26 protein-coding genes are annotated in these 13,983 nt (G+C 42.6%); 2 read left to right on the top strand and 24 right to left on the bottom strand.

All coding sequences use genetic code 11. The annotated features are described in order from the left end of the window. The 24 genes from rpsM to rpsJ form a co-directional block, all read right to left on the bottom strand. Positions 1 to 204 (bottom strand): 30S ribosomal protein S13 (gene rpsM, locus CXF72_RS10980; protein WP_101038852.1); only part of this gene is annotated, 204 nt, incomplete at its 3' end. Positions 205 to 335: 131 nt separating this feature from the next. Further along, on the bottom strand, positions 336 to 449 hold the full coding sequence (gene rpmJ / locus CXF72_RS10975; RefSeq protein WP_011770886.1) for a 50S ribosomal protein L36: 114 nt from the start codon (positions 447 to 449) through the stop codon (positions 336 to 338). 37 nt (positions 450 to 486) lie between these two features. Then, positions 487 to 1,815, bottom strand: coding sequence for a preprotein translocase subunit SecY (secY, locus tag CXF72_RS10970; RefSeq protein ID WP_101039065.1), 1,329 nt, complete (start codon positions 1,813 to 1,815; stop codon positions 487 to 489). A gap of 6 nt (positions 1,816 to 1,821) precedes the next feature. Continuing rightward, the gene (gene rplO, locus CXF72_RS10965; protein ID WP_101039063.1) at positions 1,822 to 2,256 is read right to left on the bottom strand and encodes a 50S ribosomal protein L15; all 435 of its coding nucleotides are present in this window, start codon (positions 2,254 to 2,256) and stop codon (positions 1,822 to 1,824) included. 2 nt (positions 2,257 to 2,258) lie between these two features. Then, a complete protein-coding gene (gene rpmD, locus CXF72_RS10960; protein WP_101039062.1) occupies positions 2,259 to 2,435 on the bottom strand; it encodes a 50S ribosomal protein L30 in 177 nt (58 codons plus the stop codon). A 6-nt stretch (positions 2,436 to 2,441) separates the two neighbouring features. After that, positions 2,442 to 2,942 carry a 30S ribosomal protein S5 gene (rpsE, locus tag CXF72_RS10955; protein ID WP_041766691.1) on the bottom strand — a complete coding sequence of 167 codons (501 nt, stop codon included), beginning with the start codon at positions 2,940 to 2,942 and terminating at the stop codon, positions 2,442 to 2,444. Positions 2,943 to 2,953: 11 nt separating this feature from the next. Beyond that, entirely contained in the window at positions 2,954 to 3,304 is a 351-nt protein-coding gene (rplR, locus tag CXF72_RS10950) for a 50S ribosomal protein L18 (RefSeq protein WP_011771739.1), read from the bottom strand. Positions 3,305 to 3,313: 9 nt separating this feature from the next. Beyond that, the gene (gene rplF / locus CXF72_RS10945) at positions 3,314 to 3,847 is read right to left on the bottom strand and encodes a 50S ribosomal protein L6 (RefSeq protein WP_101039060.1); all 534 of its coding nucleotides are present in this window, start codon (positions 3,845 to 3,847) and stop codon (positions 3,314 to 3,316) included. Positions 3,848 to 3,858: 11 nt separating this feature from the next. Continuing rightward, positions 3,859 to 4,251 carry a 30S ribosomal protein S8 gene (gene rpsH, locus CXF72_RS10940; protein WP_011771741.1) on the bottom strand — a complete coding sequence of 131 codons (393 nt, stop codon included), beginning with the start codon at positions 4,249 to 4,251 and terminating at the stop codon, positions 3,859 to 3,861. 25 nt (positions 4,252 to 4,276) lie between these two features. Next, entirely contained in the window at positions 4,277 to 4,582 is a 306-nt protein-coding gene (gene rpsN, locus CXF72_RS10935) for a 30S ribosomal protein S14 (RefSeq protein WP_101039058.1), read from the bottom strand. An 11-nt stretch (positions 4,583 to 4,593) separates the two neighbouring features. After that, on the bottom strand, positions 4,594 to 5,133 hold the full coding sequence (gene rplE, locus CXF72_RS10930) for a 50S ribosomal protein L5 (protein ID WP_101039056.1): 540 nt from the start codon (positions 5,131 to 5,133) through the stop codon (positions 4,594 to 4,596). Positions 5,134 to 5,145: 12 nt separating this feature from the next. Next, entirely contained in the window at positions 5,146 to 5,460 is a 315-nt protein-coding gene (gene rplX / locus CXF72_RS10925; RefSeq protein ID WP_101039054.1) for a 50S ribosomal protein L24, read from the bottom strand. Positions 5,461 to 5,470: 10 nt separating this feature from the next. Continuing rightward, the gene (gene rplN, locus CXF72_RS10920; protein ID WP_011771745.1) at positions 5,471 to 5,839 is read right to left on the bottom strand and encodes a 50S ribosomal protein L14; all 369 of its coding nucleotides are present in this window, start codon (positions 5,837 to 5,839) and stop codon (positions 5,471 to 5,473) included. 158 nt (positions 5,840 to 5,997) lie between these two features. Continuing rightward, positions 5,998 to 6,249 (bottom strand): 30S ribosomal protein S17, encoded by a 252-nt coding sequence (rpsQ, locus tag CXF72_RS10915; RefSeq protein ID WP_011771746.1) that lies wholly within the window; start codon positions 6,247 to 6,249, stop codon positions 5,998 to 6,000. Next, positions 6,249 to 6,440 carry a 50S ribosomal protein L29 gene (rpmC, locus tag CXF72_RS10910; protein ID WP_101039052.1) on the bottom strand — a complete coding sequence of 64 codons (192 nt, stop codon included), beginning with the start codon at positions 6,438 to 6,440 and terminating at the stop codon, positions 6,249 to 6,251. The genes rpsQ and rpmC overlap by 1 nt, the downstream gene beginning before the upstream one ends. Next, positions 6,440 to 6,850 carry a 50S ribosomal protein L16 gene (gene rplP / locus CXF72_RS10905; RefSeq protein ID WP_011771748.1) on the bottom strand — a complete coding sequence of 137 codons (411 nt, stop codon included), beginning with the start codon at positions 6,848 to 6,850 and terminating at the stop codon, positions 6,440 to 6,442. The genes rpmC and rplP overlap by 1 nt, the downstream gene beginning before the upstream one ends. An 11-nt stretch (positions 6,851 to 6,861) precedes the next feature. Further along, complete coding sequence (gene rpsC / locus CXF72_RS10900; protein WP_011771749.1) at positions 6,862 to 7,554, bottom strand: 30S ribosomal protein S3; 693 nt, start codon at positions 7,552 to 7,554, stop codon at positions 6,862 to 6,864. A gap of 3 nt (positions 7,555 to 7,557) precedes the next feature. Continuing rightward, on the bottom strand, positions 7,558 to 7,893 hold the full coding sequence (rplV, locus tag CXF72_RS10895; protein ID WP_011771750.1) for a 50S ribosomal protein L22: 336 nt from the start codon (positions 7,891 to 7,893) through the stop codon (positions 7,558 to 7,560). Between the two features lie 8 nt (positions 7,894 to 7,901). Then, complete coding sequence (rpsS, locus tag CXF72_RS10890) at positions 7,902 to 8,180, bottom strand: 30S ribosomal protein S19 (RefSeq protein ID WP_011771751.1); 279 nt, start codon at positions 8,178 to 8,180, stop codon at positions 7,902 to 7,904. Positions 8,181 to 8,194: 14 nt separating this feature from the next. Beyond that, positions 8,195 to 9,022 carry a 50S ribosomal protein L2 gene (gene rplB / locus CXF72_RS10885; protein WP_101039050.1) on the bottom strand — a complete coding sequence of 276 codons (828 nt, stop codon included), beginning with the start codon at positions 9,020 to 9,022 and terminating at the stop codon, positions 8,195 to 8,197. 11 nt (positions 9,023 to 9,033) lie between these two features. Next, positions 9,034 to 9,333 (bottom strand): 50S ribosomal protein L23, encoded by a 300-nt coding sequence (gene rplW / locus CXF72_RS10880; RefSeq protein WP_011771753.1) that lies wholly within the window; start codon positions 9,331 to 9,333, stop codon positions 9,034 to 9,036. Beyond that, positions 9,330 to 9,935, bottom strand: coding sequence for a 50S ribosomal protein L4 (gene rplD / locus CXF72_RS10875; protein WP_011771754.1), 606 nt, complete (start codon positions 9,933 to 9,935; stop codon positions 9,330 to 9,332). Before rplD ends, rplW begins: the two co-directional genes overlap by 4 nt. A gap of 14 nt (positions 9,936 to 9,949) precedes the next feature. Further along, entirely contained in the window at positions 9,950 to 10,588 is a 639-nt protein-coding gene (rplC, locus tag CXF72_RS10870) for a 50S ribosomal protein L3 (RefSeq protein ID WP_011771755.1), read from the bottom strand. Positions 10,589 to 10,603: 15 nt separating this feature from the next. Continuing rightward, complete coding sequence (rpsJ, locus tag CXF72_RS10865) at positions 10,604 to 10,915, bottom strand: 30S ribosomal protein S10 (RefSeq protein WP_011771756.1); 312 nt, start codon at positions 10,913 to 10,915, stop codon at positions 10,604 to 10,606. A gap of 382 nt (positions 10,916 to 11,297) precedes the next feature. Here rpsJ and CXF72_RS10860 point away from each other — a divergent pair, with 382 nt between their 5' ends. Together CXF72_RS10860 and CXF72_RS10855 are read left to right on the top strand one after the other, a co-directional pair. Beyond that, entirely contained in the window at positions 11,298 to 13,340 is a 2,043-nt protein-coding gene (locus tag CXF72_RS10860; RefSeq protein WP_101039048.1) for a tRNA(Met) cytidine acetyltransferase TmcA, read from the top strand. Next, on the top strand, positions 13,337 to 13,983 hold a 647-nt coding region (locus CXF72_RS10855), incomplete at its 3' end, for a pseudouridine synthase (protein ID WP_101039047.1). The genes CXF72_RS10860 and CXF72_RS10855, both read left to right, overlap by 4 nt.

The raw sequence follows: 13,983 nt of genomic DNA, 5'->3' as shown, positions 1-13,983 counted from the left end.
GTCACCTTCAACGGTGAACGTAGCTACTTCTGTACGAAGAGCTTCGATTTGTGTCTCATCCAGATCTTTAAGCTTTGTTGATTCAGCAATACCTGACGCTGCACAGATTATCTGTGAGCGAGTTTTACCGATACCAAAAATTGCAGTTAATGCAATCACAGCATGCTTATGATCAGGAACGTTAATGCCAGCGATACGGGCCACTATGCACTCCTTAAAAAGTTAACGATTCATTTGTGAAAAGCCCGGTAGGATACTCGACAAATGATAATTTAGCAAACAAAACAAAGCTTAGGCAATATAATCACCTAAGCTTTTGATATCCAAAATCTATTTTAGCCTTGGCGCTGTTTATGCTTTGGCTCTACACAGATAACACGCACCACACCGTGGCGCTTGATAACTTTGCAGTTACGACAGATTTTTTTAACGGATGCACGAACTTTCATTGCAACACTCCGTAGTTAGTATAACTTGAGAATCGGTTTATTTACCGTAATCCTTCAAGTTAGCTTTTTTCAAGACAGAGTCATATTGATTAGACATCAAATGAGTCTGAACCTGTGCCATAAAGTCCATGATAACAACTACAATAATTAATAACGAAGTACCACCGAAGTAGAACTGCGTATTCATTGCCACCATCATAAACTCGGGAATCAAACAGATAAAGGTAATATATAACGCACCAGCTAGTGTTAAACGGGTCATTACTTTATCAATGTAACGTGATGTTTGTTCTCCGGGACGTATACCTGGAATAAAGGCACCGCTTTTCTTCAGATTATCTGCTGTTTCACGTGGATTAAACGTCAATGCAGTATAAAAGAAGCAAAAGAAGATAATAGCGGCAGCATATAACATCATATGCAACGGTTGCCCTGGCTGTAAAGCCAATGAAACATCCGTTAACCAACCTAAACCTTCAGTCTGACCGAACCACTGCGCGATTGTACCTGGAAATAAGATAACACTTGAAGCAAAGATTGCAGGAATAACACCAGCCATATTTAATTTTAATGGCAGGTGTGTGCTTTGAGCAGCAAAAACTTTTCGCCCTTGTTGACGTTTAGCGTAATTAACAACGATTCGTCGTTGACCACGCTCAATAAACACAACAAATGCGGTTGTCGCAAAAACGATAACGATTAATGCTAATAACACGAGAAGATGAATCTCACCTTGTCGTGCTTGCTCTACTGTTTGCCCAATTGCGCTAGGCAAACCTGCAATAATACCTACAAAGATAATGATAGAAATACCATTACCAATACCACGTTCTGTTATTTGCTCGCCTAACCACATAAGGAACATAGTTCCTGTCACTAGACTCACAACTGCCGTGATGTAAAAGCTCGGGCCTGCATTTTCAACAAGTCCGGGCATCATCGTTGGCAAACCAGTCGCAATACCAATTGCTTGGAATGTACCTAATACCAAAGTAGCGTAGCGCGTGTATTGATTTATCTTACGACGGCCTGATTCGCCCTCTTTTTTTAGCTCAGCTAAAGGAGGATGAACAACGGTCATCAATTGGATAATAATAGAGGCCGAAATATACGGCATAATACCCAATGCGAAGATAGATGCACGCGCAAGCGCACCACCCGAGAACATGTTAAACATTTCTATGATGGTGCCCTTTTGCTGTTGGAACAGATCAGCCAAGACAGCGGCGTCAATACCAGGAATTGGAACAAAAGAACCTGCACGGAACACTAAAATAGCACCTAAAACAAACAAAAGTCGTGTTTTAAGCTCGCTTAATTTATTGCCCTGTGCCGCTTTAGGATCTAATCCTGGTTTCTTAGCCATTGCCTATTATTCCTCGATTTTTCCGCCTGCAGCTTCAATTGCAGCACGAGCACCTTTAGTAACGCGAAGGCCTTGTACTGTAACTGAACGAGAGATCTCACCAGAAAGAACTACTTTTGCAAACTTAACAGTGTTTACAAGTAGACCAGCCTGTTTCAACGTTTCTATAGTTACTACATCACCGTCAACTTTAGCGATTTCGTTCAAACGAACTTCACCGCTAACAAGAGATTTACGTGATGTAAAACCAAATTTTGGTAAACGCTGTTTCAAAGGCATTTGACCGCCTTCAAAACCTGGACGTATAGAACCGCCTGAACGAGACTTTTGACCCTTGTGACCACGGCCACAAGTTTTGCCAAGTCCAGAGCCGATACCACGACCTACACGTTTAGCAGCGTGCTTAGCGCCTGCTGCTGGAGATAGAGTATTTAATTTCATAATTACCCCTCAACCTTAACCATATAATGAACTTTATTAACCATACCGCGTACTGCTGGGGTATCTTCCAACTCGACAGTATGATTGATGCGACGTAGGCCTAGACCTACGATTGTTGCACGGTGCTTTGGTAAACGGCCAATAGCACTTTTAACTTGTGTTACTTTAATAGTAGCCATGCTTAATTACCCCAGTAATTCATTAACACTTAGGCCACGCTTAGCTGCAATCTGCTCTGGAGAATTCATATTCTCTAGGGCGTCAAGCGTAGCGCGAACAACGTTAATTGGGTTAGTTGAGCCGTAAGCTTTAGATAATACGTTTTGTACACCTACAACTTCTAATACGGCACGCATTGCACCACCTGCAATAATACCAGTACCTTCAGAGGCTGGTTGCATATATACCTTAGAGCCTGAATGACGGCCCTTGATAGGATGCTGCAGAGTGTTACCTTTTAATTGGACATCGCGGATATTGCGACGTGCTTTTTCCATAGCTTTTTGAATAGCTGCAGGAACTTCACGTGCTTTACCGTAACCGAAACCAACACGACCATTACCATCACCAACTACAGTTAGTGCTGTAAAGCTAAAGATGCGACCACCTTTAACTACTTTTGCAACACGGTTTACTGCGATTAGCTTTTCGTTCAGGTCACCGGTTTGAGATTCTACTTTTGCCATCATCTTTTCCCTTAGAACTGGAGTCCAGCTTCACGAGCTGCTTCAGCTAGTGCTGCTACACGACCGTGGTATTGGAAACCGCTACGGTCAAAAGAAATTTTAGAAATTCCTTTCTCTACCGCACGTTCTGCAACTAATTTACCAATTAGCTGAGCTGCTTCTTTATTACCACCGTTACTGATTTGTGCACGCACTTCTTTTTCTAATGTAGAAGCGCTTGCTACGACTTGTGCGTCCGCTGTAATTACCTGCGCGTAAGTATGGCGAGGTGTACGGTTAATCACAAGACGAGTTGCACCAAGCTCTTGTAACTTCTTACGTGTGCGAGTAGCACGACGTAGACGAGATGCTTTCTTATCCATAATTCTACCTTACTTTTTCTTCGCTTCTTTACGACGCACGATTTCATTAGCGTAACGAACACCTTTACCTTTATAAGGTTCTGGCGGACGGAATGCACGAATCTTTGCAGCTGCTTGACCTACAGTTTGTTTATCAGCACCTTCAAGGATGATTTCTGTTTGGCTTTTGGCCACAGCAGTAATACCTTCAGGTAATTGATAAGCAACCGGGTGAGAGAAACCTAATGTTAGATTTACTACTGTTCCCGCAACTTGTGCACGGTAACCAACGCCTTGAAGAAGAAGTGTCTTCTTAAAGCCTTCAGTTACACCTAACACCATGTTGTTAACGTTAGCACGAGCAGTACCTGCTTGTGCCCAACCGTCTTTAAAGCCTTCTGCTGGTGCGAATCGAATCACACCGTCTTCAAGCTTAACAACAACAGCATCATTAAGAAGACGAACTAATTCGCCTTTATTGCCTTTAACAGCAACGTTTTGACCAGTTACTACAACTTCAACGCCAGAAGGTACAGTAATCGGTGCCTTAGCTATACGTGACATAGACTACTTCCTTATGATACGTAACAGATGATCTCACCACCGATGCTCGCTTTACGCGCAGCACGGTCAGTCATAACACCATGTGAAGTTGAAATAATAGCGATACCTAAACCAGCCATTACCTTAGGAAGATCATTTGCACCTTTATAGATACGCAGACCTGGGCGGCTAACTCGTTTAATAGTATCGATAACTTTTTTGCCTTCAAAGTACTTTAAAGTAACTTCTAATTCAGGCTTTGTGTCACCAGCAACAACGAACTCTGTAACGTAACCTTCTGCTTTAAGCACAGCTGCAATTGCAACTTTTTGCTTAGAAGAAGGCATCTTTACAGACACTTTGCTTGCTGCTTGACCGTTACGAATACGCGTAAGCATATCCGAAATAGGATCTTGCATGCTCATAACTTTCTACTCCGTGATTAATTGATTACCAGCTGGCTTTCTTAAGGCCAGGGATTTCTCCACGCATCATATGCTCACGAACCTTGATACGGCTCATGCCAAATTTACGAAGAAAACCATGTGGACGACCAGTAACGCTACAACGATTACGTTTACGTACTGGGCTTGAATCACGAGGTAGCGTTTGAAGCTTTAACATTGCACTCCAACGGTCTTCATCAGTTGCATTTACATCGTTAATAGTTGCTTTTAAAGTTGCGCGTTGCTCTGCGAATTTAACAACTAGCTTCGCACGTTTTACTTCACGCGCTTTCATTGATTGTTTAGCCATTGCTTATCACCTTACTTACGGAATGGGAAGTTAAAGGCAGACAGTAATGCACGCCCTTCTTCATCAGTCTTAGCTGAAGTAGTAATTGTGATGTCTAAACCACGTACTTTATCAACTTTATCGTAATCGATTTCAGGGAAAATGATTTGCTCACGTACACCCATACTGTAGTTACCACGACCATCGAATGACTTAGCATTCAGGCCACGGAAATCACGTACACGTGGAATAGCGATTGTTACCAAACGCTCAAAAAATTCCCACATACGTGACCCACGTAGAGTTACTTTACAACCAATCGGGTAGCCTTCACGAATTTTGAAGCCAGCCACAGAGCGGCGTGCTTTAGTGATTAGTGGCTTTTGACCTGAGATAGCTGCCATATCTGACGCTGCGTTCTCTAGGACTTTTTTATCAGCCAGTGCTTCACCAACACCCATGTTCAGGGTGATTTTCTCTATTCGAGGGACTTGCATGACAGACGTATAGCCGAATTGCTTTTGCAAATCAGACACCACGTTGTCTTTATAGAAATCATGCAGTTTCGCCATCGTAAACTCCAGTTACTTCACAAGTTCATTATTAGATTTGAAAAAACGCACTTTTTTGCCGTCTTCAAGTCTAAATCCAACACGATCCGCTTTACCCGTTACCGAGTTAAGGATCGCAACATTTGATATTTGCATTGGTGCCGACTGTTCAATAATACCACCAGCTACATCCGCTTGCGGATTTGGCTTTTGGTGTTTCTTAACAGTGTTTACACCTTCAATAATTATTTTACCGTTAGACAAAACTGTTTTAATTGTTCCAGTTTTACCTTTATCTTTACCAGTAATCACAATTACTTGATCATCACGCTTTATTTTAACTGCCATTTTCGGTTCCTTACAGTACTTCTGGCGCCAGTGAAACAATCTTCATAAATTTTTCATTACGAAGTTCACGAGTTACAGGGCCAAAGATACGTGTGCCGATAGGCTGGTTGTTTGCGTTCAACATAACCGCTGCATTTCGATCAAATCGAATGACAGCACCATCGGGACGACGTACACCTTTTCTGGTACGCACAACCACAGCTGAATGAACATCACCTTTTTTAACTTTACCACGAGGAATTGCTTCCTTCACGGTAACTTTGATGATATCACCTATTGCTGCATAACGGCGGTGCGAGCCACCAAGGACCTTAATACACATTACGCGTCGGGCGCCTGAGTTATCGGCGACATCCAGCACACTTTGCATTTGGATCATTACAGTGCTCCGCTATTTTACTATGATTACTCACTAAGAGTTGTTTACCCGCTGTTTCAGGGTGAGGCATAATACCACAACTTTATGAGAAAGATAGTCTAAAAAAACGGCACCTTTGGAAAAGATGCCGTTTATACATATATAAATAAGGTTTAATATTAAACTTTATTTACGATTTCTACCAATGTCCAAGACTTAGTCTTAGAAAGTGGACGGCATTCACTGATTAAAACAGTGTCACCTTCACTACATTGATTAGTTTCATCATGCACATGTAGCTTAGTCGTACGTCTCATGAATTTGCCGTATAACGGGTGCTTCACTTTACGTTCGATAGCAACAACGATAGATTTATCCATCTTTGCACTGATCACTTTTCCTTGAAGAGTACGAGTTCTAGATTCGCTCATTACGCACCTGCCTTCTGATTTAATACTGTCTTAACACGGGCGATGTCACGGCGTACTTGTTTAACCAAGTGTGCCTGCGCTAACTGATCTGTGTTTAACTGCATACGTAAGTCAAATTGCTCACGTAATAGCTTTAGAAGTTCAGCATTAAGCTCTTCAACGCTTTTTTCTTTAAGTTCGTTAGCTTTCATTACATCACCTTACGAGTTACGAAAGTGGTTGCCAAAGGAAGTTTAGCTGCTGCAAGAGCAAATGCTTCGCGAGCTAATTTCTCAGGAACACCTTCCATTTCATAAAGGACTTTACCTGGCTGAGTTTGAGCAACATAGTACTCAACATTACCTTTACCTTTACCTTGACGAACTTCTAACGGTTTGCCGGTAATGGGTTTATCAGGAAATACTCGGATCCAGATTTTGCCTTGACGTTTGACGTGACGAGTCATAGCACGACGTGCTGCTTCGATTTGACGAGCAGTAATTCGACCACGACCAACAGCTTTTAGTCCAAATTCGCCAAAGCTTACTTCCGTACCTTTCGAAAGACCACGGTTGCGGCCCTTGAACATTTTACGGAACTTCATACGTTTTGGTTGCATCATTAGCGTATCTCCTACTTACCGCGGCTTTTGCGCTTTGGTTTAGATGGCTGTTGCTCTTCTACTTGCAGTGGTAAACCACCGAGAACTTCACCTTTGAAAATCCAAACCTTAACACCAATAATACCGTAAACAGTATGCGCTTCTGAAGTTGAGTAATCGATATCAGCACGAAGAGTATGTAGAGGTACACGACCTTCACGATACCATTCAGAGCGTGCGATTTCTGCACCACCTAAACGACCACCAACTTGAACTTTAATGCCTTTAGCGCCAAGACGCATAGCATTTTGTACTGCACGCTTCATTGCACGACGGAACATTACACGACGTTCTAACTGAGAAGAGATTGAATCTGCTACTAGTTTTGCGTCAAGTTCAGGTTTACGAACCTCTGAAATGTTGATTTGAGCAGGAACGCCGGCCATTTTAGCAATAGCTGTGCGTAGCTTCTCAACATCTTCACCTTTTTTACCAATTACAACACCTGGACGTGCAGTGTGAATAGTCACACGAACACTTTTAGCTGGGCGTTCAATTGTAATCTTAGACAAAGAAGCATTTTTCAGTTTCTCTGTTAAGAATTTTCGGATTTCAAAGTCACTAAATAAGTTAGCTGCGAAATCTTTCTTGCCTGCATACCAAGTAGAGCTAAATGCTTTAGTGATACCTAGGCGAATACCGTTAGGATGAACTTTCTGTCCCATTGTTTAACCCCTGTCTGATACCACGACTGTGATATGGCAAGAACGCTTCATTATGCGATCGGCACGGCCTTTCGCACGCGGCATGATGCGCTTCATTGTTGGACCTTCGTCAACACAAATTTTTGTGATAACTAGTTCATCAATATCAGCGCCTTCATTATGCTCGGCGTTTGCAATTGCAGAATCTACAACTTTTTTAATTAATACAGCAGCTTTCTTAGGGCTGTATGATAAAAGTTCTAGTGCTTTTTCTACTGGAAGACCACGTACTTGATCTGCCACCAGGCGCGCTTTCTGAGCCGAAGAACGAGCATATAGATGTTTAGCTAAAGCTTCCATAATATCTCCTATTTCTTCTTCGTTTTCTTATCCGAGGTGTGGCCTCGGTAAGTACGCGTTGGTGCAAATTCACCCAGTTTTTGACCGACCATTTCGTCAGTTACAAATACTGGTACGTGTTGACGCCCGTTATGGACAGCGATGGTCAAACCAATCATATCTGGAATGATCATTGAACGGCGAGACCAAGTCTTAATCGGCTTCTTCTCTCCGCTTTCCATCGCTTTCTCTACCTTCTTCAGCAAGTGCAGGTCAATGAAGGGACCTTTCTTGAGAGAACGTGGCATGGCGATACCTCTGCTTATTTCTTATTACGACGACGAACAATATACTGATCAGTACCTTTGTTCTTACGAGTTTTGTAGCCTTTAGTTGGCATACCCCAAGGTGAAACAGGGTGACGACCACCACTTGATTTACCTTCACCACCACCATGTGGGTGATCTACTGGGTTCATTACAACACCACGAACGGTAGGACGAACACCACGCCAACGCGTAGCACCTGCTTTACCTAATTGGCGTAGCATATGTTCTGCATTACCAACTTCACCGATTGTTGCACGACACTCAGTAGGGATCTTACGCATTTCACCACTACGTAAACGTAGAGTTACATAAGCACCATCACGAGCTACAATTTGGCTGTATGCACCAGCTGAACGAGCAATTTGAGCTCCTTTAGCAGGTTTCATCTCAACCGCGTGTACAGTTGTACCCACTGGGATATTACGCATCGGTAAGCAGTTACCTACTTTGATTGATGCATCTTCACCAGATATGATTTGATCACCAGCAACCAAGCCCTTTGGAGCAAGGATGTAGCGACGTTCACCATCAGCGTAAAGTACTAGTGCAATATTTGCGCTACGGTTTGGATCATATTCCAAACGCTCTACTTTTGCCGGGATACCATCTTTATTACGTTTAAAGTCAACAATACGGTAGTGTTGTTTGTGACCACCACCGATGTGACGAACCGTAATACGACCACCATTATTACGGCCACCAGATTTAGATTTAGACTCTAAAAGTGCCGCGAATGGTTTACCTTTATGCAGATCGTTGTTTACCACTTTTACTAAGTGGCGACGACCTGGAGAGGTAGGCTTACATTTTACAATAGCCATCTATAATTCCTCTATTCAGCGCCAGCGAAATCGATGTCTGCACCTTCAACTAGGCTAACGTATGCTTTTTTCCAGTCGCTACGGCGACCAACACGTTGACCTGTACGCTTGGTTTTACCCTTCACGTTCAGTGTGCGAACACCAGTAACTTCGACTTCAAACAATTTCTGAACTGCCGCTTTGATTTCTGCTTTAGTCGCAGTACCTGCAACTTTGAATACCATAGTGTTATGGTTCTCAGCAGATAAAGTTCCCTTTTCAGAGATATGCGGGGCTAGTATAACTTGCAGTAAACGTGCTTCACTGATCATGTTAGGCTCTCCTCAATCTTTTTCACTGCTGCTGCAGTTACTAAAACTTTATCAAATGCGATTAGGCTAACTGGATCAATACCTTGAACATCACGAACATCTACTTTGTAAAGGTTACGTGCTGCTAAGAATAGATTTTCATCTAATTCTTCAGTAATGATTAGAACATCTTTCAGATCCAGTTCTTTTAATTTAGCTTTTAGCTCTTGAGTTTTCGGAGCTTCAACACTAAATTTTTCTACAACGATTAGACGATCCTGACGAACTAACTCAGAAAGGATACTTTTCACTGCGCCACGATACATTTTTTTGTTTACTTTTTGACTGTGGTCCTGAGGACGTGCAGCAAAAGTAACACCACCACCAACCCAAATAGGGCTGCGGATTGTACCAGAACGAGCGCGACCAGTACCCTTTTGACGCCATGGTTTTTTACCACCACCACTAACATCACTACGGGTTTTCTGAGCACGAGTACCTTGACGAGCACCAGCTGCATATGCAACGACTACCTGATGAACTAGGGCTTCGTTGAATTCACGTCCAAAGGTAGTTTCAGAAACTTCAAGAGCACTTTGTGCATCTTTCAATACCAATTCCATTATCAACTCCTCGGCTATGCTTTAACAGCAGGTTTAATGATTACGTCGCCATTCTTCGCACCAGCTACTGCACCTTTAACGAGCAGTAAATTGCGTTCAATGTCTACGCGAACAACTTCAAGGTTTTGAGTCGTAACACGCTCAGCACCCATATGACCAGCCATCTTCTTGCCTTTAAATACGCGACCCGGAGTTTGACATTGGCCAATTGAACCTGGAGCACGATGGCTAACAGAGTTACCGTGAGTCGCGTCTTGCATAGAGAAATTCCAACGCTTAATAGCGCCTTGAAAACCTTTACCTTTAGACTGACCAGTAACATCTACTTTATTAATTTCGTTGAAAAGCTCAACGCTTAGCTCAGCACCTACTTTGATATCTGCACCTTCGTTGTCAGCAAGAGTAAACTCCCACAGACCACGGCCAGCTTCTACACCTGCTTTCGCAAAGTGACCAGCTTCTGGCTTGTTTACACGGCTAGCTTTTTTCGAGCCAGCTGTTACTTGAAGAGCTTGGTAGCCATCAGTATCAAGTGTTTTAACTTGAGTAACACGATTAGGTGAACATTCAAGAACTGTAACTGGGATAGAAACACCATCTTCAGTGAAGACGCGAGTCATACCAACTTTACGACCTATGAGACCGATTGTCATTGTGTCAACTCCTTTCTAGCCCAAACTAATCTGAACATCAACGCCTGCAGCTAAATCTAGCTTCATCAGTGCGTCAACAGTCTTTTCAGTTGGTTCTACGATATCAATCAAGCGCTTGTGAGTGCGAATCTCATATTGGTCACGAGCATCTTTGTTTACATGCGGTGATACCAATATTGTGAAACGCTCTTTACGAGTAGGTAGTGGGATAGGACCACGTACCTGAGCACCTGTGCGCTTTGCAGTTTCAACGATCTCCGCCGTTGATTGATCGATCAGTTTATGATCAAAAGCTTTAAGGCGGATACGGATTCTTTGGTTCTGCATGGACCAAAACTCCAATAGTTAAAAATACAACATACAAACAAACACCTAGTGGTCTATACAAGATAGATCCCAAGTGCTCATTCAAACTAGTAGCTCCCAAATCGGGAGTCATTTTAATAACTGATTCAAATCAGTTATGGGATTTAACCCGTCTACCATATCGGTAGGTGCGAGCATAATACAGTATTGGTGGATGAAAACAAGGTTTTATTGGTAGTTTTTTAAACAAATCTCAAAATAATCCTGCTGTTATCTTGCTTGGATCTCGATTATTATTAATCCGCTTACCAACAAAGCACTCTTAGCTTGACAGTGACAGTCCCAGTCTGGGTATATACTCACGGTCAAATACACACGGTCAAATACACACATGGGGATTTTCGTGCCGGCACTTTTATCTTTGCTTAACCATCTTTGCGATCATGCAAAAATTCAAAACCATCGCCAATTGTTACGTCTGCAGGGTGACTTGAATTGGTGCTTTACCCTAACCCAAAAAATCATTGCTGAGCTGCAACGTCCCTATTTTTGGTGCGGCGCAGGCCCGATTGCCAATAACACTATTTCATACAAACAAATTTTAGGACAAGAAACCTCCTTACTTGTTATTAATGCTCACATGGCTTTTGACAGCAATCAATTTGCCGCCGCTGAAGGGTCGTTGCGGGGAGGCGGATTATTAATTCTGTTATCACCGACAGAAATTCCACACGAAGATCTTTTTTACCAATATATAAATGCACAATTACAACATTACAACTTTCTCACCCTGAAGCAGGGCCTCCCCTTACCCGACTTTACAAACAACCACCCTATTATCGATAAACAACCTGCGCTTAACCTTAGCGAGCAAAATACTGCGGTTCAGGAAATTATTAAAACAGTCACCGGGCACCGCCGAAGGCCTCTGGTTTTAACCGCTAATAGAGGCAGGGGAAAATCCGCCGCGCTTGGGATCGCTGCCGCACAACTATTAAGTGAATCCAGAATTAAAAAAATTCTGGTCTGCGCGCCGAATAAGCAGGCGACCGCCACGTTATTCAGACATGCAAACTTAATTCTAAAATCGGTGCATCCGCAAAGCGGCACAACAATAACAGATCAAGGTTGTATTCAATTTATTGCAGCAGATACCCTGCTTGATGAATATCCTCAATGTGATCTATTAATTATTGATGAGGCCGCCGCATTACCCGTGCCCACATTAGAAGCCTTAGTGATTCATTACTCGCGCATTGTTTTCGCCACTACGCTGCATGGTTATGAAGGCTCGGGAAGAGGATTTGCACTGCGTTTTCAAAAACGCTTAACACAATTGGCTCCCCAGTGGCGAAAGCGCCATCTGGACCAGCCTATTCGCTGGGCAAAAAATGATCCCATTGAAGCTTTTACACTAGGCAGCATTTGCTTAACTGAGTTAGAGTCGCAACAGCCTGCTTATAAAATACAACAGGCGCTTAGCTTTGACAAATTGACCCCGGCGCAGTTATTAGCCGATAAAACATTATTACGATCACTCTTCTCTTTATTGGTTCTGGCGCACTATCAGACCAAACCATCGGATCTGGAAAAATTACTTAATGACAGTGCAGTACATATTTTTATTGCCAGGCAACAGGGAAACATACTCGGCGTTGCCCTTATAAAGGAAGAAGGTAATTTTGACCACAAACTCTGCGAGCAAATATGGCAAGGGACGCGCCGTGTGCCTGGACACTTAATCGCTCAATCTTTAACTTTCCATAGCCGATTTCAGGTAGCGGCATCGAATTCCTATGCCAGAATACAACGGATAGCGATTCACCCTGACTGTCAGAATAAAGGAATCGGAAAACAGTTTATAAACCACTTGATTGATTGGACTAAAAAACAGGCGTTTGATCATCTTTGCACAAGTTTTGGGGCGACAGCCGATTTATTATCTTTTTGGCAACAGCGAAACTTTGTCACCTTACGTATCGGCCTTAGTCAAGATGCAAGCAGCGGCACACATTCGCTAATAATGAATTTGCCGCTTTCGAAAAAAGCGCATCTGTTACATCAATTAATAGTCGAACAATTCAGACAGCAACTGCCCACCCAATTAAGTCGGCACCTGCAGCATTTAGATGCGGGTGTGGTTTTAAGATTATTATTAAGCAGCAGTAAAGTGCAATCTGGCCAGTCAACATTACTCAGTTATACGCAGGGCCATTTACCCTATGAGTTTATTGAACACGATCTGATAGATTTAATGTTAAACTGCGATTTAAGCAGTTTAAGCAAAGCACAACAATTTCTGGCAATCCAGAAAATATTACAAAATAATAGTTGGGCAGAAGTTTGCAGAAAAAACAATTTAACAGGCAAAAAGCAAGCCCAATATATTTTAAAAGAAACCATCAAACAGTTAACCACTAACTTTATCAAAAGAGGAAATCAATGAGATTAGATAAATACATTTGTGAGTCTACCACTATGACCAGAAGCCAAGCTAAAAAGGTCATCATCCAGGGACGTATAACAAGCGCCGGCACTATCCTCCGCAATACGGGTTATAAAGTATTAGAGAATGCACCAATCTGTTTTGATGGTAATTTAATTAATGTCCGTGGCACACGTTATATTATGCTCAACAAACCGAAAGATTTTATCTGCTCTACCGTTGATGAACAGTTCCCCAGCATTATCAATTTAATAAAGATTGATAAACCTGAGCAGCTCTGCATTGCAGGTCGACTCGACGCTGACACAACCGGCTTAGCACTTATTACCGATGACGGGCAATGGTCTCATAAGATCACCAGCCCGCGTAGAAACTGCAGTAAACGCTATCGCGCAACGCTTGCCCAACCCGTTGAACAGAATGCAATTACCTTGTTTAAAGAGGGGATACAGCTGAAAAGTGAAAATGTCCCCTGCTTACCTGCAACATTAGAAATTTTAACGGATAATGAAGTTTTACTGACCATTCATGAAGGTAAATACCATCAGGTGAAACGTATGTTTGCGTCGATTGGCAACCTGGTGGTTGAACTGCACCGCGAGCAGATTGGTGAAATTGAATTAGATGCAGATCTTCAATTAGG

This window comes from Psychromonas sp. MB-3u-54 (assembly GCF_002836415.1).
In the GTDB taxonomy this organism is placed as follows: domain Bacteria; phylum Pseudomonadota; class Gammaproteobacteria; order Enterobacterales; family Psychromonadaceae; genus Psychromonas.
Note: the sequence above shows the minus strand (reverse complement) of the source record. Positions and strands in the feature narration are given on the sequence as shown.